The sequence below is a fragment of the Novosphingobium colocasiae genome (assembly GCF_014652555.1).
Taxonomy (GTDB): domain Bacteria; phylum Pseudomonadota; class Alphaproteobacteria; order Sphingomonadales; family Sphingomonadaceae; genus Novosphingobium; species Novosphingobium colocasiae.
This window is the reverse complement of record NZ_BMZA01000012.1, coordinates 32,109-56,314: the sequence shown is the minus strand read 5'-3', so window position 1 is coordinate 56,314 and position 24,206 is coordinate 32,109. Positions and strand designations below refer to the sequence as shown.

The 24,206-nt window shown below is 61.3% G+C and carries 20 protein-coding genes and 2 pseudogenes; 7 read left to right on the top strand and 15 right to left on the bottom strand.

The window, feature by feature from the left end; translation table 11 throughout:
• Positions 1–32: 32 nt before the first annotated feature.
• Positions 33–1,385: a sulfatase family protein gene (locus IE122_RS14195; protein WP_229814193.1), complete on the bottom strand. Its 1,353-nt coding sequence runs from the start codon at positions 1,383–1,385 to the stop codon at positions 33–35.
• Between the two features lie 381 nt (positions 1,386–1,766).
• On the opposite strand from IE122_RS14195, the pseudogene IE122_RS14190 reads away from it, so the two are divergent.
• Both IE122_RS14190 and IE122_RS14185 read left to right on the top strand, forming a co-directional pair.
• A pseudogene (locus IE122_RS14190) lies at positions 1,767–2,138 on the top strand (hypothetical protein); the annotation flags it as partial.
• Positions 2,138–2,868, top strand: a pseudogene (locus IE122_RS14185) (3'(2'),5'-bisphosphate nucleotidase CysQ). The pseudogenes IE122_RS14190 and IE122_RS14185, both read left to right, overlap by 1 nt.
• Positions 2,869–2,874: 6 nt before the next feature.
• Here the strand turns inward: IE122_RS14185 and IE122_RS14180 are convergent.
• The 12 genes from IE122_RS14180 to IE122_RS14125 all read right to left on the bottom strand — a co-directional run bounded on the left by IE122_RS14180 (position 2,875) and on the right by IE122_RS14125 (position 16,605).
• Positions 2,875–3,567, bottom strand: coding sequence for a GntR family transcriptional regulator (locus IE122_RS14180; protein WP_189621855.1), 693 nt, complete (start codon positions 3,565–3,567; stop codon positions 2,875–2,877).
• A gap of 132 nt (positions 3,568–3,699) precedes the next feature.
• Complete coding sequence (locus IE122_RS14175) at positions 3,700–4,623, bottom strand: crotonase/enoyl-CoA hydratase family protein (protein WP_189621853.1); 924 nt, start codon at positions 4,621–4,623, stop codon at positions 3,700–3,702.
• Positions 4,624–4,767: 144 nt separating this feature from the next.
• The gene (locus IE122_RS18505) at positions 4,768–5,430 is read right to left on the bottom strand and encodes a TonB-dependent receptor domain-containing protein (RefSeq protein ID WP_189621851.1); all 663 of its coding nucleotides are present in this window, start codon (positions 5,428–5,430) and stop codon (positions 4,768–4,770) included.
• The gene (locus IE122_RS14165) at positions 5,417–7,228 is read right to left on the bottom strand and encodes a TonB-dependent receptor domain-containing protein (RefSeq protein WP_189621850.1); all 1,812 of its coding nucleotides are present in this window, start codon (positions 7,226–7,228) and stop codon (positions 5,417–5,419) included. The genes IE122_RS18505 and IE122_RS14165 overlap by 14 nt, the downstream gene beginning before the upstream one ends.
• 182 nt (positions 7,229–7,410) lie before the next feature.
• The gene (locus IE122_RS14160) at positions 7,411–8,409 is read right to left on the bottom strand and encodes a phytanoyl-CoA dioxygenase family protein (protein ID WP_189621848.1); all 999 of its coding nucleotides are present in this window, start codon (positions 8,407–8,409) and stop codon (positions 7,411–7,413) included.
• A gap of 121 nt (positions 8,410–8,530) precedes the next feature.
• A complete protein-coding gene (locus IE122_RS14155; protein WP_189621846.1) occupies positions 8,531–9,283 on the bottom strand; it encodes an SDR family NAD(P)-dependent oxidoreductase in 753 nt (250 codons plus the stop codon).
• Positions 9,284–9,343: 60 nt separating this feature from the next.
• Positions 9,344–10,507: a sulfotransferase family protein gene (locus IE122_RS14150; RefSeq protein ID WP_229814192.1), complete on the bottom strand. Its 1,164-nt coding sequence runs from the start codon at positions 10,505–10,507 to the stop codon at positions 9,344–9,346.
• 74 nt (positions 10,508–10,581) lie between these two features.
• A complete protein-coding gene (locus IE122_RS14145; protein WP_189621845.1) occupies positions 10,582–11,805 on the bottom strand; it encodes a metal-dependent hydrolase family protein in 1,224 nt (407 codons plus the stop codon).
• A 14-nt stretch (positions 11,806–11,819) separates the two neighbouring features.
• On the bottom strand, positions 11,820–12,287 hold the full coding sequence (locus IE122_RS14140; RefSeq protein WP_229814191.1) for a VOC family protein: 468 nt from the start codon (positions 12,285–12,287) through the stop codon (positions 11,820–11,822).
• A gap of 283 nt (positions 12,288–12,570) precedes the next feature.
• Positions 12,571–13,524, bottom strand: coding sequence for a LysR family transcriptional regulator (locus IE122_RS14135; protein ID WP_189621840.1), 954 nt, complete (start codon positions 13,522–13,524; stop codon positions 12,571–12,573).
• A gap of 569 nt (positions 13,525–14,093) precedes the next feature.
• Positions 14,094–15,365, bottom strand: a complete 1,272-nt coding sequence (locus tag IE122_RS14130; RefSeq protein ID WP_229814189.1) for an MFS transporter — start codon at positions 15,363–15,365, stop codon at positions 14,094–14,096.
• A 217-nt stretch (positions 15,366–15,582) separates the two neighbouring features.
• A complete protein-coding gene (locus IE122_RS14125) occupies positions 15,583–16,605 on the bottom strand; it encodes a GlxA family transcriptional regulator (RefSeq protein WP_229814187.1) in 1,023 nt (340 codons plus the stop codon).
• Between IE122_RS14125 and IE122_RS14120 the strand changes: the two genes are divergently transcribed.
• Both IE122_RS14120 and IE122_RS14115 read left to right on the top strand, forming a co-directional pair.
• Positions 16,590–17,879, top strand: a complete 1,290-nt coding sequence (locus tag IE122_RS14120; protein ID WP_229814185.1) for a DUF1214 domain-containing protein — start codon at positions 16,590–16,592, stop codon at positions 17,877–17,879. The two genes, IE122_RS14125 and IE122_RS14120, sit on opposite strands and share 16 nt — an antisense overlap.
• 43 nt (positions 17,880–17,922) lie before the next feature.
• Positions 17,923–18,408 carry a nuclear transport factor 2 family protein gene (locus tag IE122_RS14115; protein WP_189621838.1) on the top strand — a complete coding sequence of 162 codons (486 nt, stop codon included), beginning with the start codon at positions 17,923–17,925 and terminating at the stop codon, positions 18,406–18,408.
• A gap of 75 nt (positions 18,409–18,483) precedes the next feature.
• Here IE122_RS14115 and IE122_RS14110 read toward each other — a convergent pair whose 3' ends face one another.
• Positions 18,484–18,912, bottom strand: coding sequence for a carboxymuconolactone decarboxylase family protein (locus tag IE122_RS14110; protein WP_189621837.1), 429 nt, complete (start codon positions 18,910–18,912; stop codon positions 18,484–18,486).
• 341 nt (positions 18,913–19,253) lie between these two features.
• On the opposite strand from IE122_RS14110, the gene IE122_RS14105 reads away from it, so the two are divergent.
• The 3 genes from IE122_RS14105 (at position 19,254) to IE122_RS14095 (ending at position 22,580) form a co-directional block, all read left to right on the top strand.
• Positions 19,254–20,162, top strand: a complete 909-nt coding sequence (locus tag IE122_RS14105) for an NmrA/HSCARG family protein (protein ID WP_189621834.1) — start codon at positions 19,254–19,256, stop codon at positions 20,160–20,162.
• 106 nt (positions 20,163–20,268) lie between these two features.
• A complete protein-coding gene (locus tag IE122_RS14100) occupies positions 20,269–21,618 on the top strand; it encodes an LLM class flavin-dependent oxidoreductase (RefSeq protein ID WP_189621832.1) in 1,350 nt (449 codons plus the stop codon).
• A gap of 143 nt (positions 21,619–21,761) precedes the next feature.
• Positions 21,762–22,580, top strand: coding sequence for an SDR family NAD(P)-dependent oxidoreductase (locus IE122_RS14095; protein WP_189621830.1), 819 nt, complete (start codon positions 21,762–21,764; stop codon positions 22,578–22,580).
• A 176-nt stretch (positions 22,581–22,756) separates the two neighbouring features.
• Here the strand turns inward: IE122_RS14095 and IE122_RS14090 are convergent, their stop codons facing one another.
• Complete coding sequence (locus IE122_RS14090) at positions 22,757–24,118, bottom strand: aromatic ring-hydroxylating oxygenase subunit alpha (protein ID WP_189621828.1); 1,362 nt, start codon at positions 24,116–24,118, stop codon at positions 22,757–22,759.
• Between the last annotated feature and the right edge of the window lie 88 nt (positions 24,119–24,206).

The window sequence follows — 24,206 nt, the reverse complement described above, 5'->3', positions numbered from 1 at the left end:
GCCCCACGCCATGGTGCGCTAGGCCGACGGGTTCAGTCCCCTTCCCATTGCTCCGGGACGTGCCGATGGCGGACGGCCGAGCGCTGTTTCTCCAGCACGCTCGGGCCGGTGCGGAGTCCACCGAACCGTTCGGCAGACCTGGAAAGGCGCTGCTCCATGGCCTTGAGAATGTCGGGGTGAAGGGATGCGACGCTATATTGCTCGCCGGGACGGGTCATGTCGTAGAGCTGGGGATAGCCGCGATGCTCCAGCAGGATAAAGTAATCCTGGTACATATCCGCGTTTACGTATTTCCATTGTTGGGTGCGGATGCCGACCACTTCCTCGCCTTGGAACAGGACGAGTTCGTCGTGGGGCGATCGGGCACCGTGGAGGAGGACGCCGCTGAGGTCCCTGCCATCGAGTTCGTTCGCCGGAAGCGGTAGTCCGCCCAGAGCGCAGAAGGTGGGGAGGATATCGATACCCATCGCGATCGCGTCGGACCGCCGCCTGGCGGGAATGTGCCGTGGCCACCGTGCGATGAACGGCACTCGGTAACCGCCGTCGAACCCGGCCCCGCCCTTGCGCTGGCGCAGCCCGCCGGTCGATCCTTCGAACCAGGGGCCATTGTCCGAGCTGAAGATGATCAGCGTGTCCTGATCAATTCCGAGCGCCTTGAGCTTCTTCATCAGCCTGCCGACGATGGCATCGATCTCCATCACCGTGTCACCATAGGCACCGGCATTCGCGGATCCATTCTGGAAACCGGGCGCGGGATAGTTCGGCAGGTGCGGTGAACTCAGGGCGAGCTCGAGGAAGAAAGGCCTGTTCGCCTGCTCCTCGATGAATTTTTCCGCGCGGGCATAGAACATCTGCTGCAGGCGCGGGTAGTCCGGCTCCCATTCGCTGCGCGCGCCGCTGCGGTCGAACTCGTAGACCCTTAGGGGCTGGATGTCGTGGCTATAGGGTATGCCGTAGAACAGGTCGAAGCCGTAGTTGGTCGGTGCCCAGGATGGATTGTTGCAGCCCAAATGCCATTTGCCGATTAGGGCAGAGGTGTAGGCGGGCTTGAGCGCGCGCGCGATCGTGATTTCCGTTAGCGGCATCACGTTCGTGTCGGTGGCGTTGAGCACTCGCGACATGCCGGACCTGATCGGATAACGCCCGGTCAGCAGGCCCGCCCGCGATGGAGTGCAGACATTCGCCGGGGCATAGTAGTCGGTGAGCGTGAGCCCTTCCTTGGCCATGCGATCCAGATTGGGCGTGGGAATCTCCCGCCCGCCCATGGGGCCGATGTCGCCGTAGCCCAGGTCGTCGCAGTAGATGACCACGAAATTCGGCGAACGTCGCGCAGGAGGCATTGCGTAGCCGGTGGCTGCGCTCATCGCCGCGAGACTTGCCGCCATGAATTGTCTCCGGTCCATTTTCGTCCTTCCCTTGGCAGTCGCTGGCCGTGACGCCCGGTTGGCTAAGGAAGCTCCACGGCTCACGCCGGCTGGTATCGGAGACATCCAACGTCGCAGTCTGGCGCAGGCAGGTGCCGTCGCCAAGTGCAGCAGAGACGCATCGGGTTTGTGATATCTTGCTGACCGAGACGGCAGTGGCGACGTATGGCGGATCGTAGAAAGCGTAATCAGCAAAAGGGCCTGAGGCCGCCGAGTACCAAGCGGACGAGATCAGCCTGTCCGCGAGTGCCAGTCTCTGCATAAATCTTGTTGGAATATTCGCGGGCGGTTCCGGTTGTGAGGCGGAGCCGCTTCCGCGCCTCGATGATCTTGTCTCCTGGGTTGTGGCAGTACATCCACCTCAACGACATTCCCATCGTCCCGCTCTATCTCGCCGACAAGCGCCCGACGGTGGAGCGCGACGGCATGCTGCTGATGGTCGATGACGATCTCTTCCCGTTGCAGCCTGGCGAGGAACCGGTGATGCGCTCGATCCGCTTCCGCACGCTCGGCTGCTGCCCGCTGACCGGCGCCGTGGAGAGCGAGGCGAAGACGCTGCCCGAAGTGATCCAGGAAACGCTGCTGACCACCACTTCCGAGCGGCAGGGCCGGGCGATCGACAAGGACGCCGGCGGGGCCGGGATGGAAGTGAAGAAGGTCTCACCCGAAGAAGCCGCTCGCCTGATCGTCGACAAGCTGCTGGGAGACGCCTGATGACACTGTCTGACGGCGATCTTGCGGCGCACCTCGCGGATCAGGCGGGCAGGATTCTGCTCCAGGTTCGCGCCTCGGGCATGTTCAGCGGCAAGTCGCTGGGGAAGGTCGGGGACCAGACCGCGAACCAGTTTCTCGTCCATGCGCTGCGCGAGCAGCGCATGGATGACGGGCTGCTCTCCGAAAAGGAAAAGGACAACGCGGCAAGGACCGGGTGTGGATCGTCGATCCGGTCGACGGCACCCGAGAATATGGTGAGGAGCGCACCGACTGGGCAGTTCATGTCGCGATGGCGGTGAACGGTGCGCCGGTGCTGGGTGCCGTGGCGCTGCCCGGCCTCGACCTGGTGCTGCGGTCCGACCAGCCGGGCGAGGTGCCGCCTGCCCCGGAAGTGCTCCGCATGGTCGTCAGCCGCACTCGCCCTGCACCCGAGGCGACCGGCGTTGCCGAGAAGATCGGTGCCGAACTGGTGCCGATGGGCTCGGCCGGAGCCAAGGCGATGGCGATCCTGCGCGGCGAAGCGGATATCTACCTGCATTCGGGCGGCCAGTACGAATGGGACAGTTGCGCCCCGGCAGCGGTGGCGCTGGGCTGGGGGCTTCACGCCAGCCGCATCGATGGCAGCACGCTGGTCTACAACCAGACCGATGTCTACATGCCGGACCTGCTGATCTGCCGCCCGGAGCACGCCGAAATGGTACTGGCCGTGGCGGCAGCGATCACCGCCTGACTAAATTCAGCTCGCAGGAAAGCGAAAGCGATCGGCTATCCCCAAGACGTGCTGGCGCATGATCTGGGCCGCACGTTTTGGCTCGTGCCTGGAAACCGCGTCAAACAGTTCCTCGTGCTCATCGTGGGCGATGCGCAGCCGCTCCCCGAAGATGGGGCGTTTGATCATTGCGACGTAGAAGTCGCTCCTGTCACGCTGTGCTTCAACCACTTCCGCTACGGTGGGTGAACGGGCAATGCGGTGCAATTCGGAATGAAAGCGATTGTTGAGGACGCGATAAAGTCGGCCAAGTTCTTCGGCAGAACATTTCTCCTCACGCAGCTGGCCAATTTGCGCCGATACGATCCGCAAGGCAATGAGGTCGTTGGGCTCTGCCCGTTCGGCTGCGAGTTCGGCGAGAATGGCTTCCCCTTCCGCGAAGATACGATAGAAATCGATTGCGTCCGTTATATCGTATCGCCGGGCGCGGCAGCCTACTTGTGGGACAATGGTCACCAGCCCTTCCACTGACAGGCGCTTTAGAGCCCCCATGACCGGTTGCCGGCTGACTCCCAGCAGCTTGCTGATCTCTTCGATCGGGATCCAGGTGTCAGGATCGTAGCGGCCCTCGAGCAGCTGATCCTTGATGAAGCCATAAACGTGATCTGAAAGCGGTGCCTTCACAGACGTATTGCCAAGTATCATGCGGTTGCCGGCCATGATGTCCCCATATCATTGTTCGTAATGCAGGAATACGCTGGAGCGCATTGATCGGCGCAGGCGCAAGCGACGGATCACATCGCGATGCCCGTTGCCCTCCAGCGGGCGTTCCAGGGACTGAGTTGTTCGGCCTCATCTACCGCGTACGCGGACGTAGCCATCGCCGAACGGCGCATCGCGATTCGCAAGAGCGACTTTCAGGCCGTGTTCGGCCATGTCGCTCTTGAACTGGGTACGACGCGGTCCCTTGGAGAGATGGGCCCTTGCGTCCATTTCCGCAGCGACCCGTTGCATTGTGCGGGCACCCATCTGTTCGAGTGCGAGATTGATCACGCGTTTGTGAACCGATAGCAACTCGTTGTCGATCGCACCGATCCGGCGGGCCAGCGCCATGGCTTCGACGTCGAGATCTTCCGCAGGGACGCAATCCAGCGCCAGGCCAATCTTGACAGCATCAGCGCCTGTCATCTTGTCGCCGGTCATCAGGAGGCGCTTCGCCCACTGCGGACCAACGTGATATAGCCACATGTTGCTGGGCGGCGTGCCATTGGCGCGAGTTGCGGGAAAGCCGATACGGGCGGTTTCCGAGACGATGACCATGTCGCAGGCAAGCGCGAGGTCCGTGCCGCCGGCCAGGCAGTTGCCCTGAACCTTGGCAATAACCGGCTTGTGCATGTCAAAGATTATGTTGGTCAACTTTTGAGACTGTTCCAGATTCCACACGTCGTCATCATGGCAGCTGATAACGCTGCGATATGTGACGAGCGGCTGGTGTGGATCGTTTTGAGCGGCGGCATCGGCGGTGCGCCCCGCGTAAGTGCCGTCCAGGTCGTAGCCAGCGCAGAAGTCCTTCCCCGCGCCGGAGAGCAGCACGCAATTTACGTCAACCCGGTCATCCGCCTCGAGCAGCGCGTCGTGCATTTCTTGGAGCATGGCGGGGCTGAGGGCATTGCGTTTGTCCGGGCGGTTAAGCCTGACCAGCGCCACATTGTCCACGACCTCGAACTCGACAAATTTCGGCTCGCGGAGCCATTTTCCGCGGTAATTCTGAGTCATGTGATTTCTCCTGGAGGGGAAGGGGCATATGAGGCACGGTTCATGGCAGAATGCATTCGCGTTAAGAGTTTGCTCAATTTACGGCGGGCTGGTTTTGGGTCGTGCGAGCCAGGGACCGATGGAGCGCCCGCCCGCCGTCACGGTTCATAAACGGAAAGCCACCTCGATCCCGTATGTCCGCGGCTCACCGAAAGTGGCGGCGCTGTAGCCTGGACCGCCGCCGGGGTTTATGTCGTTGATGACCGGGCCGTTGCTGACCAGCGAGATGACGCCTTGCATGTAATAGGTGTTTGTCAGGTTGTTCGCGAAGACCGCAAGGCTTAGGCCTGTGTCTGAGATGTTGGACAGGGCCAGCCGCGCGTTAAGCAGACCATACCCCTTCTGAACGGCTATCGCATCGTATTCGTCGAGCGGGACGGAACTGCGGTAGGTGCCGTTGACGTTAGCCGACAGGTCGCCGAACCCCTTAAGGCTCGCGGCATACGTGATCGCGCCGCCAAGCTGGTGACGCGGCACACCCTGCATCGGGTATGCGCCGGTGCCTCCCTTCACCACCTTGTTGCGGGCGTAGGAATAATAGGCGTTCATGGACAGGCCGCTATCAAATGCAAGGTTCGCCTCGATTTCGCCGCCGTAATCGTGCTGGACGGCTGTGTTGGTGATGATCGTCGCTACCGAACCGTTGTTGATCACGGTTGTCGATTTCTGAACGTCGCTATAGTTCTGATAATAGACCGCTGCGCTCGTGTTCAATCGTGCACCATCCAGATCGAGGCGGTTCTTGATGCCGACCTCATACTCTCGCACCTTCTGGTTGAAACGGGCTGAAGGTCAGGTCGTCCTGAGCGCGCAAGCTGAAGCCACCCGCACGATAGCCTTGGCGGACCGAGGCATAGGCGGTGATGTCGGACCCGGGTTCATATTGGACCGTGGCGTCCCACGTCACGGAGTTGTTCTTGAGTACGCGGCTCTGGGCGCAGGATGACAGTGGCAGGGCACCGAAGGTGCCATATGCGCAAAAGCCGGTGCCAAAGCCCGGAATGGCGAGATCGGCGTAATACGGACGTACCGTCGCTTTGCGCCGATCATCGTTGTAGCGGATGCCACCGGAAAGCTTGACCGTATCGCTTAGCGAATAAGTTCCCGCGCCGTAGAAGGCATAGCTGCGGGCGACGCCGTGCCCGATGTTCGTCAGCCGGTAGGCTGACGCGGGAAGGGTCAGGAAATAGCCGGCGGTGCTGGGCGACGACTCAAGGTAGGGAGAGGCGAACCCGATCGAGGTCAACTGCGGGAACGTGCTCTGTATCGTGCCGTCGTCGCCGGATTCGCGAAAGAAGTACCCCCCGAGCGTAAGCTGGAAGCCCGAGCCAAAGGGCGTTCCCTGCATTTGGAACTCTTCGCTGACGTCTTTGGTTTTCGACAGTTGAATCGGCAAGATGAATGCGGCGGAACTACCATCGTAGTCGCCGTGGTTGACGTAATCGATCTTTCGGTATCCGAAGATGTTCTTGAAGGTGACGGGGCCGGCCGTGAACGTCGTCTTGTTCGTGATTCCCCAGTTCGTGATTCGCATGTACGGTGCCCCTGGATTGCCGTCCAGTGGTCCAAAGCCTACGTAGCCGTAATTGACCAAGCGTCTGCCCAAGGCCGCGTCACGAGCGAGGATTTCCGGCAGGTTTTGCAGCGGTTGGCCGGCCGCGATCGGGAAGAATCCCGAGTCGGTGGCACCGATCTGGCTGCCGATGACCGTGGGTGAGTTGTTTAGCGGATCGATGCTGGTGTAGCCGATCAGCTTGGCACCCGAGCCGTGCTCGTCCTCCTTCAGATAGTCGAACACCGTGTAGCTCGTGAAATTGGGCAGCTTTATTTCGATCGATGGCCGGAAGGCGTAATAATGCTGGTCGTCATAGTCCCGGCCGGTGCTGATGTCCTTGGTGAAGCCGTCGCGGTCGCGGTACTTCCCCGCGACGCGGAAGGCGAGGACGTCGGGGATGAGCGGGACGTTCACGGCACCATAGACATCCTTCAAGTTGTAGCTGCCGTATTGCAGCGCGCCCTCGACACGGAAGCTGCCGAGGTCAGGATGGTTGGGCTCGACCAGGACTGCGCCGCCTGTCATGTTGCGACCAAACAGGGTGCCTTGCACACCCTTCAGCACTTGAATGTTCTGAATGTCATAGAATGCCGTGCCGAAGCCATAGGTCCGAGGCATTACAACTTCGGCGAAATAGGCACCAACCGGGGGATCGGTCAGCAGTTGCGCTTCGTTCGTGCGCTGTCCGCGAATGGCGTAGGACACGCTGCTGCGACTTGGGGTGTTGGTGGTTATCGCCAGCGACGGCACCTGGCCTTGGAGATCGTAGGCATCCCGAACTCCACGGGTGGCCAGCGCGGTGCCACCAAGGGCGGTGATCGCGATCGGCACGTCCTGAAGGTTCTCATTCCTGCGGCGGGCTGTCACGATGATGTCGCCGCGCTCGGGGGCCTCTTGCGCTGAAACCGAGCCATCCTGTTCGGACTGGTTCGCTGCCGGGGTCTGCGCATTGGCCGGTGACGCCATGGTGATGAGAGTGACTATGCTCAGTGGCGTGGCTCGGCGAGACATGGACGAAATTCCTTCCTCAACGTTCTGTTCTATGCCTCCGTTTAAAGTTTCCCGATTGCGAGGGGAACGCTGCCGCTAACGCATCCGCTATCTGATGAGAGCGATAGACTGGGCCGGTCGATGACACGCAAAAGGCCGGCACTGTTGGGTGCCGGCCCTATTTTCGACCATGAGTGGGAAAGTCAGGGGTTGGTTGGGCAGCGCAGCATCTGTGCATTGTTGTTTTTGTCCCGCACTACCAATAGCCGCATTCCAGGGACCGTATATTCGGTGAATTTGGTGAAGTCCTCACGGATGCCCGGATCACGCACGCGAATGAAGGTCTCCGCGCTGACGGCCAGTGTCACTTCTCCGACCACCTCGTTGTCCGCGATTACGGTGAGACTCGTTGGAGTCACCGCCTTCACTACGGCCGAAAAGGCGTTCGGATGCTTGGCCGACTGCACCCGCGTGTCGAAGGTGACACGCAGACGATCGGATCGATTGGGCGTTCCGGCATGCGGCGTGTGCGGGTGTACGACCAGCACGTCGCCTGCCGTGAAGTCGGTGGTGGCCCAGCTGTCAGGTGTGATCACGCCTTCCGGAATGGCAAAGGTCTTCGTGCGGGCAAGGTTATGGAAGAATCCCCGCTTGTGTTCGCCTACCGCGATCATGAGGCCACCCACTTCCCGCGGACAATCGACCAGCGCGGTCCAGACAGGGCGGTAACCTTCGATGCCGGGGCTGTAGAAGCCGTCCTGATGGACAGGGGTTATCGGGCCGTTCGGCGGATAGAGCCGATACTGTACCAGCGGTACCATCGCGGCCGGCTCTCCCAATACCTTAGCCAGAAAATCCTGGTTGCTCGGATCTTCGATCATGCGCCGCGAAATGCCGGAGAAGATCTCGCTGTCTTCCGAAAAGTTCTCCAACGGCTTGCCCGTCCATTTGGCGTCATTGTCCCCCTTGCGGGTGATGCCGAAGCAATCGGCAGCGATCGCGAGCATTTCATCGCGAGCACGTTCTACCGAATGCTGGCTCAGCGCACGGCGAAAAAGCAGGTAACCATGCTCGCCATAGAAGGCGTTGAGTGCCTCGAAATCGTCGAGGAGATGGGTGCAATCCTGCAGGTCTTGCTGCGGGACAATTGCTCGAACATCGATGTCAATCGCGTCCGGGATGTTCAATGCATGCGTAGCCATCGTCGCCTCCGCTCAAATCGGCTGCCGCTCGGCGTGGTCCGCCGCCAGCTTGCCTGTGGGTGCAAATGAATGCTGTGATCCGGAACTTTCCATATGCCAAAGCACCTTCTGTCCGGCACGACTAGCCGCCAGCACAGCGCCCTCCGTCGATGATGTAACTTCCGCCATTGATATGACGCGCCTCATCTGATGCGAGGAACGCTACAAGAGATGCCACTTCCTCGGGTTCTCCAAGACGGCCCTGGGGTGCGCGCGCTTCGAGCATCGCCAGGACCTCCGGCGTGGACCCGTCGAGCAGTGCAGTCCGGATGGTGCCCGGACAGACGATATTGGTGCGAATATTATCCCGGGCGTAGTCCACGGCCGCGGCACGCGTCATCATCAGGACCGCACCCTTGGAAGTGGCATAGGCGCTCGACGTAACCGTGGCACGAAAGCTGCCGACGGACCCGATGTTGACGATCGCGCCACCGCCCTGCGCAAGCATGTGCGGAATGACCGACCGCATCATGAGAAATGCGCCGCGAGCGTTGACGGTCTGAATGGCGTCCCAGTCGGCGACGGGCACCTCATGCAGTTTCCATTTCTCGCGATTGACGATCCCGGCGCTGTTCACCAGCACATCGATCGAGCCGAAATGAGCGACAGCCGCTGTGACGGCTTCTTCAATGGCGCTCTCGCTCGAAACGTCGCACGACAGGGCGATGCCATTGTCCCCCGCGACGGCGCGGACGGCATCGCTGACCTTTTCCTGATCGCGGTCGATGCCGACTACCCGAGCCCCTTCTTGCGCCAGGCGGGTCAGTACTGCGAGCCCAATGCCCGAAGCCGCGCCGGTTACCAGCGCAACTTTGTTATCGAAGCGTTGATTCATCGTATTTCCTTTCGCAGCCGAGCCGGCCGAGGACTGTCGCCCGCAGCATGATCTTGGATGTCAACTGCCAACTGAGGCATCCAAACTGTACTCACTGATATATTCAGCGAAGGCGGCGCGCACATCACTGTCGGAAATGCCGAATTCCCCGGACGAGTAGCTGTGTTTCCCGTGCTTGCCCTGTGGGTTTTGATCCAGCCAATGCTGCATCGCCGTCTCGGTTGCGGCGTTCAGATCGAGACCGTAGTGCGCATAAATCCGGCGGACCGTGCCAAGCGGATCGCGGACCATATCCCGGTAATAGACGTCGAGGCAGCGGCTGGGGTGCCGTTCGCGCGCGGCCGCCATCCGCTTTACTGCGCGGGAATAGACATCGAGACGGATCGGACCGACCTCGTGCTTTTCCCAAAAGTCGGCGCCCCGATAAGTCAGACTGGCCCCAGAGGCGATCGTCTCCACCGGGTGACGGTGGAGGACCACGACGCGAGCGTCGGGGAAGGTGGTCAGCAACGGTTCCATGCCGATCGTGTGCGATGGATTTTTGAGCAGCCAGGTCTTGTTTGGCGTATCGGCCCCCATAAGCCGCAGGTTGTCCTTGTAACGGACGTACGACGGCGTTTCATCGGTTTCGAAGAACCATTGCCGGTATTCCGGCAGCGGTAGCATCGAGATGAACATGTTGCTGATAAAGCTTTGCACCATCACGGTGATGCACTCATCCGCGAGCCCGGCCCCCATTTCGTGCGCGGCGCGCAAGCCCGGGTTTGCCTCGAACAGGGCCTCCAACCGTTCATGGACGGCTTTGTATTGGGGGTGCTGCTCCCACTGGTCCCGCGCGGGCCGCACCAGCGGTGCCTCGCCCACCCAGCGCGGCGTCCACTGGAACTGGGGATCGAGTGACATGAGGAAGTGCAACAGGGTGGTGCCGCTGCGAGGCAGGCCAGTAATGACCAGCGGTGCCGTGACCGGAAGGGCCAGCGTCTCGGGCCTGGCATTCCATCCGGCCTGCGATGCAAGCCTGCCAGCAAGGACATCGACGACCAGCGATGACATCCGCGGGGCGATCTTTTCCAGACGCGAATTTCGGCTTGCGGAATCCAGCAAGACGCCGAGACCCTCGCGATAGTCATCCGTGCCGAAATCGGAGCTGCCGGCCCGCGCGATCGCACGTTCGTGCAACGTATCTTCGTTGATCAGGTCAAGCGCTTTGCTACGGCTTATCAATGCTTCGGCCTTCCATAGTCGTGATTGCGGACAATTACTCACCCAGGGCTATCTGACGGGCGATACCGCCCAGGTCAGAAGATTTGCCCGCCCTTCATGATGACGAGCAGGTTTTCCTTGTCGGCAACGAGATTCGGCTGGACCGTGGGGTCGCCCTTTACCAGCAGGATGTCCGCAAGTGCGCCCTCGCGAATTTCGCCAGCGCCAAGGCCCATCGCCTGGCCGCCGTTGAACGTCGCCGCGCGCAGAGCTTCCACCGGAGAGAAGCCCAGATAATCGATAAAGTGCTGGATATCGTTCGCGTTGGTGCCGTTCGGCATGAAGGCGATGCCGTAGTCGCCGCCAATCAGCATCCGTACCCCGCGCTTACGCAACTCGGTATGCGTTTTGATGTTCGCGGCCATCGCTTCACGCACGATCATTCTCTCGAGCAAGGCTTCGGGAAAGCCGCTGAGGTGCAGGAGGCCATGATACAGCCCGACCGTGGGGGTGATGAAGAGCCGGTCCTTGGCGTCTTCGATCATGTCGAGCGCCTCGTCGTCGCAGAAGTCAGCGTGGTGGATGATGTTAACGCCGCAACGGACCGCACGTTTGACGGATTCGGCAGAGCGGGCATGAGCCACGACCTTCAGCCCCAGTTCGGCGGCTGTTTCACAAGCGATGCGCACCTCTTCCTCGGCCAAGGTGGTGATCCGGCCGTGGGGGCGGGGAAAAAAGTCGTCGCCGGAGATGTTGAGCTTCACCACGTCGACGCCTTCTCGGTAACCGAGTCGGATCGCCTTGCGAACTTCTTCGCGACCGTCGACGACGATGGCTGCCACGGCCCGCTGCTGGTGCATTTGACTCGTGTCGTTCAGGCCGCCTGTGGCGGTGAGCGTGGGAGTGGAGGCCATCAGGCGAGGGCCCGGGATACGGCCGGATTCAATCTCGTTGCGCACGACCGCCTCAGTTCGCAGGCGCGGTGATCCCGCGCCGATCACGCCGGTGAAGCCGGCCTGCAGCATGGTCCGGGCAGAATGCAAGGTGATGAGGATCGCTTCCTCGGGCGGCGTATCTTCGATTTCGGTGGGATAGGTGGTGACCGGAAAGCTCAGGTGGCCGTGGGCTTCGATCAAACCTGGGATGATCGTGGCACCGGCGGCATCGATCTTTTGCGCATCGTCAGCCGTGATCTGTCCATGCGGTGCGATGGCAACAATTCGATCTTCTTCGATCAGGACATCCTGCTGCGACCTGTGGTCATCACGCCCGGTCCATACGTGGCCGCCATGAAAGAGTGTACGTTGGACCTGTGACATTGCCTTCACTCCGCTCAAATGTCGCCGTCGGTCGGATCGAAATGGACGATTTCCTGCAGCTCGATTACGTTGCCAAAAGGGTCCCGGCCATAGATCGTGCGCACGCCCGCCTTGTCCACGGGCTTGCTGTGGAAGGTCATCCCTACAGCCATGAGCCGGGTGTGGACCGCCTCGACGTCAGTCACGTCAAGGCAGATATGGGTATAGCCATGCAGATGGACCGGCCGCTTGGCCGTGTCCGTGTCAGGCGCTTGCTCCGGTGCGGCGAATTCGAACATCTCGATCTTGAAGTCGCCAAATTCGAGGAAAGCGACTTGCGCCTTCGCTCCGTCAAGTCCCAGGATCGTGTCGATGTCCGGGTCCCGGTCGAACCCGCCCCCGCCAAGTTCAGTGAACCCGAGGCCCTCGACATAAAAGCGCCGCCCCACTTCCAGGGAAGGGACAGACATGCCCAAGTGGTGGAGCCGGTTAATCTTTGCCATCGCCTCTCTCCCCAGGCTGCATTGCACTGGCCATGGCCAGCACGGTGACTGAAACAAGGGATGCCGGGCGCCAAGGCCTCGTTTGGATCTCAAAAGGAGCCTCCCGCAAAAGCAGGTGCTCCATTCGGGTCCGACATTCTCTCTTGCGTTATCTTATAACTTGCGGCGCGAGCGGATTGAGTGAATCGGTTCCGCCCGCAAGCACGGTGTCATTTCTCTGCAGGGGAATCCGGCCGAATGCTTGATGATTGTTTGTCGCAAGGCTTTTGCGACAGGTGCATCATCACGCCTGATGCGCGTTCCAATCGATCGCGTCGTCCCCCCGATCGTCGATCAGAAAATCGACAAATGCCCTCACCCGAGGAGCAATCTGGTCCCGGTGAGGAAAAAAGACATGGATGTCGCGAAGGGCTGCTTCGGATTCGATGCGGAAATCCGGCAGCAGCACTTTCAGCATTCCGCTGCGCAGGTGGGATAGGGCGGCGCGAGCATGAACCACGGTGAGCCCCAGGCCGCCAACGGCGGCATGCACTACGCCGTCGATCTGGTCGGAAAGGAATACGCGACCTTGCGGCGAAATGACGATCGGTTGTTCCTCGGGCTTCTTGAAGACCCATACGCCAGCACCCTTGCTGGCCCAACTCACGTTGACGCATTCATGTTCGGCAAGGTCCGAGGGATGCCGCGGAATCCCGTGGCAGGCCAAGTAGGCCGGTGACCCGACGAGGAGTAGGCGCGGCTGACAGACGACCCTCGAGATATAGGCGAGCTGGTCCGGCACACCGTAACAGGTACCGACGTCGAAACCGCCCTCGATCAAAGTCTTGCGGTTGTCATTCAGCCCGATTTCCAACTGAATCTGGGGGTATTGCTCAAGAAATCGCGGTAGGCGGGGCATCACGTAGTGCTTGCCATAACTGTTGGTCAACGAAACCCTCAGCAGGCCTCGTGGCTCGCTGTTCTCGGAATGGAATTCGGTGAGGGCGTGGTCCAGCAACTCGAGCTTGTCCAGCACGAGAGAGGCCAACCGCTGTCCTTCAGCGGTAAGGCTGAACTCAGTCGTCGTGCGGTTGAACAGGCGAACGCCAATCGTGCCTTCGAGCTGGGCAATGGATCGGCTAATCGCACCCGGTGTCAGGCCGAGCTGTCGTGCTGCAGCACTGAAACGCCCTTCTCGGACCACCGCCTGGAAGGTCAGAAGCGCATTCAGATCCCGGTTCTTTGACGGCCGCGTCATTGTATCCTGTCCGATCCGCAGTTCGTCTCCGCCAGGCCTGTGAAGACGATGTGCCGTGCGCAACATCAACGATCGACACATCGCCCGGATAATCGGGAGCGCTGCATATGGGGACGTACCTTCCTTTGATGCGATACACCAGAACCGCTGGATCGCAGGCCCCGCAATCTTGTGCGGTCAGCGAGGGCGGACCGGTTGAACTTGTCTGTGGGATATAGAGTCTCACTCGACGGAACGCTCGTTCTGCCATTCCGACCCGCTGGCCCAGGTTAATCATAAACGCGTCCGGCGCGAAGAAGCGCCTGCCCGACCGCCGCCCCGCCATGGAAACTGAGGCTGAAAACTCTAGCTCAAAACGATCCAGTTTTCAGGTGGCAGAGCATCTGGACCACCCCGGGCAAGAGTTTCCCGGCCAGGGTCACGGTGACGGGCTGGGTGATTGCGGAGCCGGCGCCGATCTTGTCGATCATGCTGCTGATGATGATTTTCGTCGTTATGCCGGTCCGCCAGTTTCACCAATGGCGGTCGTACTGCAGACCTTAGGCCTCGTCGTACTGTGGAGGCACAGGTCAGCTATCCAGGCTGGCCGAGGGATAGCGGCCCATAAGCAGATACGTGAAAGCCGCCAGGCCAAAGCTGCCGGCTGCGATCGTCATGGCGAGATCATAATTGCCAAAATGGTCAAACAGCAAGCCAATGGCGGAAATGCCGAGCGACGCCATAATTCCGATCGTAAGGACGCTAAGGCCGTAGATTGTGGCATAAGTCCGCAAGCCGAAGTAGCGGGCAACCATGTAGGCAACGAGGTCGAGTTCCGCTCCCTGCCCAAGTCCGATGAGCAAGGCTGCAGCGTAGAGGTTCGCGGCGTGGACCTGGTCGGGGAGAAGCAGGAGGCAGCCCGCTGCGGGAAGGATATTGAGGATAAAGGCCACGCCCGGTGCCCAGAACCGATCAACCAGCAGGCCGCTCAACAGGGCGCCGCCCAGTGCGGCCAGGCCAACCAGGCTCACGGCGCCGACACCGGCCGCCGCCGACAGGCCCTTGGCCGCTGCAATTGGCACCATTTGAGACAGAATGGCCACCACCGGCGCATAATTGAGCGCTCCGGCAACACACAGCACCAGGACCTTGGGGCTGCGGAGCATGGCCCACCGGCTCTCCGGCGTGATCGCTGCACCGGCGACGGGCAAGGGCGGTGACTTGGCTGGGACCCATGCCCAGGCGAGGGGCAGGGAGATGAACAGGATCAGTGCGGCAAGAGTGAGATAGCCGCCGACATAGCCCCAGCGGGAAATCGAGAGGAAGACAATCCCGGGCAGCAACGCCCCGGAAAAGGCCAGTCCCGATCGCACGATGGCCAAAGCGGATCCGCGCGTCTTGTGGAAGGCTCCGATTACGATGCGGGAGTAGGTGATGCCCGTCGTCGTCGTGCCGCAGAGGATAAACGCCAGGTAGAGGGCGTAGTACACCCACAATGAACCGCTCATCAGCGTGAACAGGCCATAGCAGATCGAGGTCAGCACGAGGCCGGTGAGCAGGACCGGGCGAACGCCCAGGCGATCTACCAGCCTGCCCAGCATCGGGGCGGCGAAGGCCGACACCAGCCCGGCGTTGCCGGCCAGGGCAATGTCGCCTCGCGACCAGCCGAACGCGTCCTGGAGCGGCTGGACAAACAGGCTCGCCATGGACGCCCAGACCGAATAGCCGAGCGCGCCGCCGATCCAGGCCGCAACCCCCGGCCGCCACGCCACCTTCCACTCCCGCACGATATCCGCGAGATGTCCTTCCGAAGCTTGCGATTGCCCTAACGCTTCACCGGTGTCGATAACCTGTTCTTCCACCGCCGAACTCCTGCAAACGACGTGCGCAGACGTTTGTCCTGGCCACATCTCGGTTCCCGGGCGGGCCAGCCGCCACGTCGCTGTATCTGCGCGTGTGACCGGCGGCAGGGCGTGGTTGCAGGTTGCGCTGAGGGGCACCAACTTCCCCGGTATCATACCCATGTGACGATGGCAGGCAATCAAGCCGGCCAGGCATCACGGATCCGATGATGCGGAATCAGGCTCTTGCGGGCGGGGCAGGCTTACGGTCGAGCATGCGGAATGCCTGTGGCGATTGCCCGAAGCTGCGTCTGAACAGGCTGCGGAAAAAGCCTATGTCGCGATATCCTACGAGATGGGCGATCTGTTCAACCGAGAAGTTGGTGCGCTGCAGCATCGAGCGGGCCGCTTCCATGCGCGCGTCGCGGATGAAGCTGGCCGGTGTGGTGCCGGTGGAACGCTCGAACCTGCGTGAAAGCGTGCGCGAGCTGACGTTGAACCGAGCGGCAATGGCGGCGCTATCGATCTGCTCGTGCATGTGCGCCAGGATCCAGGCGCGCGCTTCGGCCACCAGAATATCGTGATTGGTGCGCGCAGGAAGCATGGGCTCACCCATAATTCCGGCAGCCTCCACGCCGAACGTGCGGCGGTATCTTTCTGCCAGTCCATGCGAATGAAGGCGGGCCGCGAGCGCGACGACAACGGCGAAGATTGAGCTGGGCTCCGCTGCGGTTATGATCCGACCGCTCTCTGCCAGTGCCGCGGCATGGGCCAGCTTCACGCCGGGAAAGCGCACACGAATTAGCCGGCTGTAACGGGGGGGCACGGACACCGGACCCGTGGAGAGCAGTCCTGAAGCGATCAGCCCGGGGACACCCGAGCCGATGGCCGCAAGTCTGGCACCGCCTGCGTACTGCCGAGCCAGCCACTCGTGCCGGAATTGCTGCGCATCCATCCATCGTTGCGGGCTGGCACCCGATGGCAACACGACTGCGGAATGGATTTTGGTCGCCTGCTCGAAGCTCAGCGGGCGGCTCCCTCCGACCGGCGCCGCGCCAACAGCGGGATCGTGCAGGAGTTCGATCTCCAGCGTCACTTTGCCTGATACGCTCGTCAATTCGGCCGTGAGCTGCCGACTCATGGCCGATAAGTCCGCGAACGGAGCCAGCCCGGCCAAGTGGGTATCGGGGTCGCAGAACAGGGCAATGGAAATTGGTGCCGATGGTGTCATGATCACCCGCTTTAATGTCTGAATCACCACTGGTCCAGAACGTCACTGATCGCCACGATGCGGGCAAGAGGAGAGGTATGATGAGCATCGGCGAACATGAGCGGCTGGCGCTCCGGCAGGCATGGCAGAACCATTGCACTGCGCTGAACGCGGTGGTGTCCGATGCGATCGACGGAAAGCTGGGCGATGCGAGGGACGGGAACGAACTGGCCGAATTGGTGCGTTCGATCGGTCGAATTAGTGCGATGAGCCTGCAGCATCGCATGGACTTCAACGATCCGAATTTTCCGCTTTTCTTGCGCCAGATGGATGATCGCTTCCGCTATGGCGGTCCCGATAACAACATCGCCTACTTTCAGGCTTCGCTGAACGGGGGGGCTACATACCGGATTCGCGGCAACAATGGCGGCCGGACGATGAACATCGGGATGTTGTGGGACGAGAATATAACCGCCGATGATGACGGGACTTTCGAGGTTACCGTCTCGGCCAAGGAACAGCCCGGCAACTGGACGCCGATCCCTGCAGATCTCAGGGGTGATACACATATCCCGGAGATTTACCCCGCAGCCGGCAGCTTCAATATTCGCCGGTACGACTGGGACTGGGATAGCGACTTGGCCCCGGGCTGGTTGAGCATCGAACGGGTCGACGAACAGGCGCCGGCTTATCCTGCCGCGCTCGAGGCCGGGCAGTTCGCAGCCCAGATCGAAAATGCCACCCGTCTTTTCAGGGCAGCCGCGCGGTGGTGGAACCAGCGCGCGGCCGATGTGCGTGCGCACAATCCCGTCAACGAGATAACGCCGCCCAGCACGCTCCCGCCCGGCGTGAAGAACTATAAGCCACCGGTCAACGCCGGCCGGCCCTGGCTATTTTACGGGATCGTCTGCCTCGACCTGGGCGATGACGAGGCGATCGTCATCGAGACAGACCTTCCCGATGGTGCCTATTGGAGCTTCACCCTTTACAACATGTGGTGGGAATCCCCGGACATCATGAACCGGCAGACTTCGCTCAACCAGAACCAGACTCACATCGACGCCGACGGCAAGGCGCGGTTCGTCATTTCTGCCAAGGATCCGGGCGTGCCCAACTGGCTGGACAGCGGCGGCCCCCGGCGGGGCTTCCTGCACTACCGCTGGTTCAGACCTGACGTGAAGGTACCGGTTCCGACCTCGCGGTTGGTCAAGTTCGATGACATCGCGGCGGCAATGCCATCCGATCACCCGCGTATCGACCTGGCCGGGCGCAAGGCGATCCTGTCCAAGCGCAGGGAGCAACTGGCCAAGCGCTTCCAGCGCTAGGCTCCCCCGTTACGAAGCATCCAGAATGCGCCCAAGGAGAGAGATGATGAAGCTGGCAATGCAGTGGCGGTGGAGCACCGCAGCGATCATGGTGGCGGCAGGAATTGCTACCCTTTCGTCGCCGAGCCACGCGGCTCCGACCAGAAATGCTTGTGACGTCGCCAAGGAGTACCTGCGCCTTACGGAAATGCAGCAGTATGACCGGATCGGCGATCTGTGGGCCGACGATGCGGTGTTTTATGCGCCCAACGGGCAAACCATACGCGGTCGGCACGCGATCGGCGATTTCTACTCTGCGTTTCTCAAGAAGATTACGCCGGTGAACCGGATCGGCAGCCTGACCTTCGATCGGCGCGCGCGCAGATGTGCGCTAGAAATCGAGACGCGGGTCGTGCGCGGGCCGTCGGGGGAATGGGTGCCGGATGCGAAGGGAGAGTTCGTGGGCACGGTGATTGATCTGTTCACGGTCAACCGGAAGGGCAAGATCACGCGGATGAAGGTTTATCTGGCACCGCTGCCGAAGGACTGAGTGCCTCCTTTCGCCGCTGCTTCGTTTCTACCGCCTTGCCGGTCCTCTCTGGGTTCGGCAAGGCGGGCTGCGTGCCTACAGAAGGCCTTTTTCCTCGGACGTCTGGACGGACGGATCGATCCCGGCCTCGCGCAGCGCTTCGATGATTACCGTGGTGGCCGAAGCGATGGCCGGGAAACCCGCATAGGGCGTCAACTGGACCAGGATTCCTTCGAACTCCGGCATGGTTAGCCCGTTTGCCAGCCCGATCTTGATATGGTTCTTCAACTCTTTCGGCTGGTTTGCCGCAATCAAGGCGCTGATCACGGCGAGGCTCTTGCTTCGACGATCAAGCCCATCATGTTGCCAGGCGTCGCCGAAGGCGTGGGACAGGGCCATGCGCCCGATGTGCGAGCCGAAGCCGTGCGAGAGGGCGGCGCTGCGCATCATATCGGCGAATTTTTCGCCCATCACTTCCGCCGCAAATTGAACGCCGCGCAGTTGCTTGTCGTCAAGGGATTGCACGTTCTCTCTCCTGTCTCCCGGCGAACTCCGCGAAGGACTGAGGCCCGCGTTACACGCGCGATCATCAGGCTGCGCGGTGGCCTCATGTAAACTGCCCCGTGGGTGCCTGCTCGCTTGTTTCGCGTCAATTCCTGTGCGGTCGGCATGGCCCGATCACGTGGTGCCATCAGCAGGGTGATCGATAATGCGATCCCGCGAATAGCCGTGGCGCCTGTCAAGCCACTTGGTTACGGAAATGATGCCGGGAAGGCCTGTCGACGAGGCGCGAATGGCCGCCAGTCCGCCACCCTCTGGCGACCCGCCGTGGCGGCGAAAAAGATCAAGAAGTGGAGCTTTTAGACATGGACGCCAAGAAGATCCTGGTAACGGGTGCCACCGGTGCCCAGGGCGGGGCAGTGGTTGACGCCTTCCTTGCTGCTGGCTGGTCCGTGCGGGCGCTGGTGCGTTCGCCTGATAGCGCCGCGTCCTCGGCCCTGCGCGAGCGCGGCGTCGAACTCGCCAAGGGCGATCTTCTGGATATCGCATCACTGGAAACCGCATGTCGCGGCTGCCATGCAGCGTTTTCGGTGCAGATGCCCGTCGTGAATGAAGTGGAAGGCGCTCGGAACCTGGCCCAGGCGGCGCGCGCCGCTGGCGTTAAGACCATGATTCATACGTCGGTTTCGTCCACCGGATGGCGCGTCGGTCTGTCGCCCGAGAAGGCCAATTTTCTCAAGATGTACTGGGACTGCAAGGAAGGTGCGGAGCAGGTGATGCGGGATGCCGGGTTTGCGTCCTGTACCATTCTCAAGCCCGCGTTTCTGATGGAGAACTTTCTCCTGCCCAAGTCGCCCGGCATGTTCCCTGATCTTGCCAACCGTCAGATCGTGATGGCTCTGGCAACGGACAAGCCGTTCCCGTCGGTGGCGACAAGTGACGTCGGCGCAGCGGCGCTCGCCGCTGCTACGCGGCCGGACGACTTCAATGGCGTGGACGTCGAACTGGCAGGAGATCTGTCCAGCGTCGGCGATTATGCCGAAGTGATCGGCGAGGTTGTAGGAGTGCCGGTCAGCGCACAATTCCTGCCAGCGGACGAAGTGATTGCGCGCGGCCAGGCTGCGGGCTGGGTGGAGAGCCAGCGCTGGTCGGGGGAAGTGGGCTACATCGCGAAGCCGGAACACCAGTTGGCTTTCGGACTGCACCCGACTTCGTTCCGCACTTGGGCGCAAGCTCATGCCGAGGGGCTGCGCCAGGCTACCGGGTCGGAATAGCACGAGCGGCTACCTGTCCGGCCAAGGGCAGCAAGCGACGAGATGACGGCCCGCCCAGTCCGGGTGGCCAGCAAACATTGACGCCTAATACAGGAGTGAAACGGCAATGACTTCCCGCCAGATGGTAACATCGCTGATCCTTGATGCGTTCGGTGGCCACCAAGCCGCCTGGCTTACCGCCCCCCGATCGTCGGCCAACCCGTCTACGGACATCGCCCATTTCGTGGACATCGCCCAGCGCGCTGAGAAGGCAAAACTGGACTTTGTCTTCGTGGCTGATTTTCCCGCGATCCCCGACGGCAGCCTTGAGCAACTGAGCCGTTCGGCTGTGAGTATGAGCGTGCTCGAGCCGGCAACCCTGCTGACAGCGCTCGCCATGTCCACCAAGCATATCGGCGTGCTCGGTACGGCCTCGACCAGCTATTACGAGCCGTACAACGTTGCGCGCCTGTGGGGATCGCTCGATCATATCAGTGGTGGCCGTGCCGGGCTGAATGTGGTTACGACCCGCAGCAGGTCTGCGTCCTTCAATTTCGGCAAGGACGATCTTGACGAGCACGACACGCGCTATGAACGCGCTGACGAATTCGTCGAAGTGCTCAACGGGCTGTGGGACAGCTGGGACGACGATGCCTTCATCCGCGATTACGATGAAGTTCGCTTCTTCGATCCGACCAAGCTCCACACGCTTGACCACAAGGGCAAGTTCTTCAACGTCCGGGGACCGTTGAACCTCTCCCGGTCGGCGCAGGGGCGCCCGGTGATCAGCCAGGCTGGCGGTTCGGAAGCAGGCAAGGAACTGGCTGCCAAGACCGCCGACGTGGTCTTCATCAATGCGCCGACCCTGGAATTCGCTCAGAACTTCTACGCCGACCTGAAGGGCCGGCTGGCCAAGTTCGGCCGCCAGCAGGATGAGTTGAAGATCGTCAGCGGGCTCACCATCGTGACCGGCAGCACGCAAGAAGAGGCCGAGCGGCGCACGGCCGACGTTTCGCGCCATATTCATCCGGAAATCGGTCGGCAGATGATCTCCGGCGTGCTCGACACCGATCTGTCCGACGTGGATTATGACAGCCGGATTCCCCAGTCCAAGATCCTCGACAATGTGAACAAGGGCCAGACCTATTTCGGCCTTATCCGGAAGTTTGTGGAGGAAGGACGAACCCTGCGCGAAATCGCAGCCCATTTCGCCGAGGCCCGCGTGGGCAGCATCGTCAAGGGCACGCCAGAGCAGATCGCCGACAAGATGCAGGCATGGTTCGAGGCGCGCGGATCGGACGGCTTCATGATGCGGGCGATGACCGTACCGGGCAATTTGGATGACATTTGCGAGGAGGTTATCCCAGAACTCCGTCGCCGGGGCCTCGTGCGCACCGAGTACACGGGAGATACCCTGCGCGAAAACCTCGGCCTCGACGTCGCCCCCAGTCGCTATCTCGGGCGGATCGGAGCCTGAAATCAGGTCCGCCGTTCGGCGATGGGTAGTGACGTCTGGTTGGGCAACTACCGGCCTATCGCAGCCGGACCGCAGGGTTCCCCGCGGTCCGGCTTGTCAGAGCCAATCGCTGCCGGGATGCAAGATTGCGGGAGACGGCGTTCATGTTGAAGGTTGACGCCCAAAATGGCCGCCTTGCCGGCAAGATCGCGGTCATTTCAGGAGCGGGATCGCAGGGAGACGGTATCGGGATCGGCAAGGCCGTTTCCCTTCTTTTTGCGCAGCATGGCGCGCGCCTTTGCCTCATCGACATGATCCATGACAGGGCTGAAGACACGCGACGGCGGGTGGCCGAGATCGGCGGGGACGCCTTCATCTGCGCGGGGGACGTCACGGACGACGCCTTTTGCGAGTGCGCGGTCGCGGAGACTGTCAAGCGCTTCGGCCGTGTCGATCTCCTGGTCAACAATGTTGGCATAGTTGGTCCTACAGGCAGGCTTGACGCGCTGGACATGGATTTATGGGATCGCGTCATAGACGTGAATCTCCGGAGCGCGCTGCTCATGGCCCGTCACGCAATTCCGGCCATGCAGGCTGGTGGCAAGGGCGCGATCGTGAACATATCATCGATAGCAGGCATTCGTGCCCATGGTTCGTTGGCTTATGGCCCGTCAAAGGCCGCCCTTAGCCATCTCTCGGCCGAACTGGCCGTTTTGTACGGGCCGGATGGCATCCGGGTTAATGCAGTCGTACCCGGACACATCCACACCCCCATGACCGCCGGGCTCCTTTCGCAAGAGGCACGGGACATCCGGTGCCGCGTCAGTCCGCTCGACAGCGAGGGCGATGGCTGGGATGTGGCTTTTGCAGTCCTGTTTCTTGCGAGTGACGAAGCCCGTTTCGTTACAGGTCAGCAGATCATCGTGGATGGCGGAGTTACCGCGACCGGCCCTATGGTCGCCGTGCAACTCGCAAACCGATGAGGACGCTTTCGGTCCGAGATTGACGCGGCATATCTCCGCTTCTGGAGGCTGGGCCGTATTGGCGAGGGGCCGGCGCAGTCCTGACGGCCAGAGCGTGAGCAGGTGCCCGTTGAGAAAGATCGGGCCGGCGCTGCTGCTTAAATGTGTAGCCGCGCCGGCCCGGTTGGGTGCGCCGATCAGTTCGTGGCCGGATCGTCCTGCACGAATTCGTATAGCGCGCGATGCATGTTGGGGATTTCGCGCTCCTGGATCGGATTGGTTCTTGAACCACTGAACCCGCGCGACTTCATGCCCTTCTGGGTCTGCCCGAAATTCGAGAAGTCCTGGGCCAGAATCTTGCCGAAGCGCGCTTCGGTGTCGACTGTCCAGTCCTCGTAGAATTCCCGCTCCAGCGGCGGCTGTTCGCCGGATCCGTAGCGGACGAGCGACCAGATATCGAAAATGCACTTGTCCGGGTCATCGCCATAGGGACGGGAACGGTAGGCAATCGAGCCGTCCAGCAAGGGCAGGAACACATGGTTTGGGAACATATGCCAGTTCTGGCCCATGTTACCCACTTCCGCGTTGGTCATCTGAGCCAGATCCACGCCCTCGCGGGCTGCTTCCTCGAGATGGAGGCGCGAATGTTCCATGATGACCGTCATCGGATCAGAACCGGCTGGAACCTCCTCGAGCAGGCGCTCGCTGGCCTTGATCGCACGCGGCGAGAACATGGCGTTCAGCGTCTTGTCCATCAGGCCGTAGAATTCCGCGAAAGTTACTCGCAGGTCGTCGGGAATCGGCCGGCCGGTGCGGGGAGCTGGAGCACCGGGAGGGGTGCTCGTTTCGGGCGGGTAGAAATACATGCCGTGCCGTCCGAAGGTGCGGGCGATCGTGTAGTCAGAGCTGTATTCGAGCAACTGGGGATGCGTCGCGGCGATGTGATAGGCTTCATTGAAGCCTTCAAGCGCGGTCTTCCAGTTGCACGGCAGGATGACCGTTTTGTACCAGCGATAGCGCCATTCCTCGAACTTCAGGAAGTCCAGATACTGGGGAATCGGATGAAGGAAATCCGCTAGTGGCTCGGGATTCTCGCTCATGTTGATGAACACGAACCCGCCCCACGTGTCCACGTGAACCTCCTGGAGCCTCAGGTCCTGCTTGCTAAAGGTCGGGCAGCCATCCCAGTCGCTTTCGTCGTGGACCTTCTGCAGTGTGCCGTCGAGGCCCCAGCGCCAGCCATGGTACTTGCAGAACACAAACTTGGTCCGGCCGTGCTTCTGGTCCATCAGGATCCGTCCGCGATGCTGGCACACGTTGTAGAAGGCCTTCAGTTCGCCAGGCGCGCTGCGCAGCAGGAGAATGGACTCGTCGGCGATATCGTAGACGACGAAATCTCCGACATTCTTGAGTTCTTCCTCGCGACACGCGATCTGCCATACGCGCGGCCACAGACGCTCCTTTTCGAGTTCATGGAACTCGCGCGAGAGGAACGGGGCCTTGGGAACGAAATCGTCCCTGATCTCCCCGGCATCGGGGATATCGTGCGCATTAGACATCTGTTCTTGCTCCTCGGACGTTCATCCGTCGGCTATCCGACCACCCAATTGCCGGAGTGCCACGACACATCGGCCGGCGCGCCCTCTC

What these genes read in the sequence shown, in the direction of transcription:
- IE122_RS14165 (WP_189621850.1), bottom strand. Translation starts at nt 7,228, where the DNA reads ATGTCTCGCCGAGCCACGCCACTGAGCATAGTCACTCTCATCACCATG.
- IE122_RS14090 (WP_189621828.1), bottom strand. Translation starts at nt 24,118, where the DNA reads ATGTCTAATGCGCACGATATCCCCGATGCCGGGGAGATCAGGGACGAT.
- IE122_RS14160 (WP_189621848.1), bottom strand. Translation starts at nt 8,409, where the DNA reads ATGGCTACGCATGCATTGAACATCCCGGACGCGATTGACATCGATGTT.
- IE122_RS14100 (WP_189621832.1), top strand. Translation starts at nt 20,269, where the DNA reads ATGACTTCCCGCCAGATGGTAACATCGCTGATCCTTGATGCGTTCGGT.
- IE122_RS14120 (WP_229814185.1), top strand. Translation starts at nt 16,590, where the DNA reads ATGTCTGAATCACCACTGGTCCAGAACGTCACTGATCGCCACGATGCG.
- IE122_RS14115 (WP_189621838.1), top strand. Translation starts at nt 17,923, where the DNA reads ATGATGAAGCTGGCAATGCAGTGGCGGTGGAGCACCGCAGCGATCATG.
- IE122_RS14140 (WP_229814191.1), bottom strand. Translation starts at nt 12,287, where the DNA reads ATGGCAAAGATTAACCGGCTCCACCACTTGGGCATGTCTGTCCCTTCC.
- IE122_RS14195 (WP_229814193.1), bottom strand. Translation starts at nt 1,385, where the DNA reads ATGGCGGCAAGTCTCGCGGCGATGAGCGCAGCCACCGGCTACGCAATG.
- IE122_RS14135 (WP_189621840.1), bottom strand. Translation starts at nt 13,524, where the DNA reads ATGACGCGGCCGTCAAAGAACCGGGATCTGAATGCGCTTCTGACCTTC.
- IE122_RS14105 (WP_189621834.1), top strand. Translation starts at nt 19,254, where the DNA reads ATGGACGCCAAGAAGATCCTGGTAACGGGTGCCACCGGTGCCCAGGGC.
- IE122_RS14175 (WP_189621853.1), bottom strand. Translation starts at nt 4,623, where the DNA reads ATGACTCAGAATTACCGCGGAAAATGGCTCCGCGAGCCGAAATTTGTC.
- IE122_RS14095 (WP_189621830.1), top strand. Translation starts at nt 21,762, where the DNA reads ATGTTGAAGGTTGACGCCCAAAATGGCCGCCTTGCCGGCAAGATCGCG.
- IE122_RS14145 (WP_189621845.1), bottom strand. Translation starts at nt 11,805, where the DNA reads ATGTCACAGGTCCAACGTACACTCTTTCATGGCGGCCACGTATGGACC.
- IE122_RS14180 (WP_189621855.1), bottom strand. Translation starts at nt 3,567, where the DNA reads ATGGCCGGCAACCGCATGATACTTGGCAATACGTCTGTGAAGGCACCG.
- IE122_RS14155 (WP_189621846.1), bottom strand. Translation starts at nt 9,283, where the DNA reads ATGAATCAACGCTTCGATAACAAAGTTGCGCTGGTAACCGGCGCGGCT.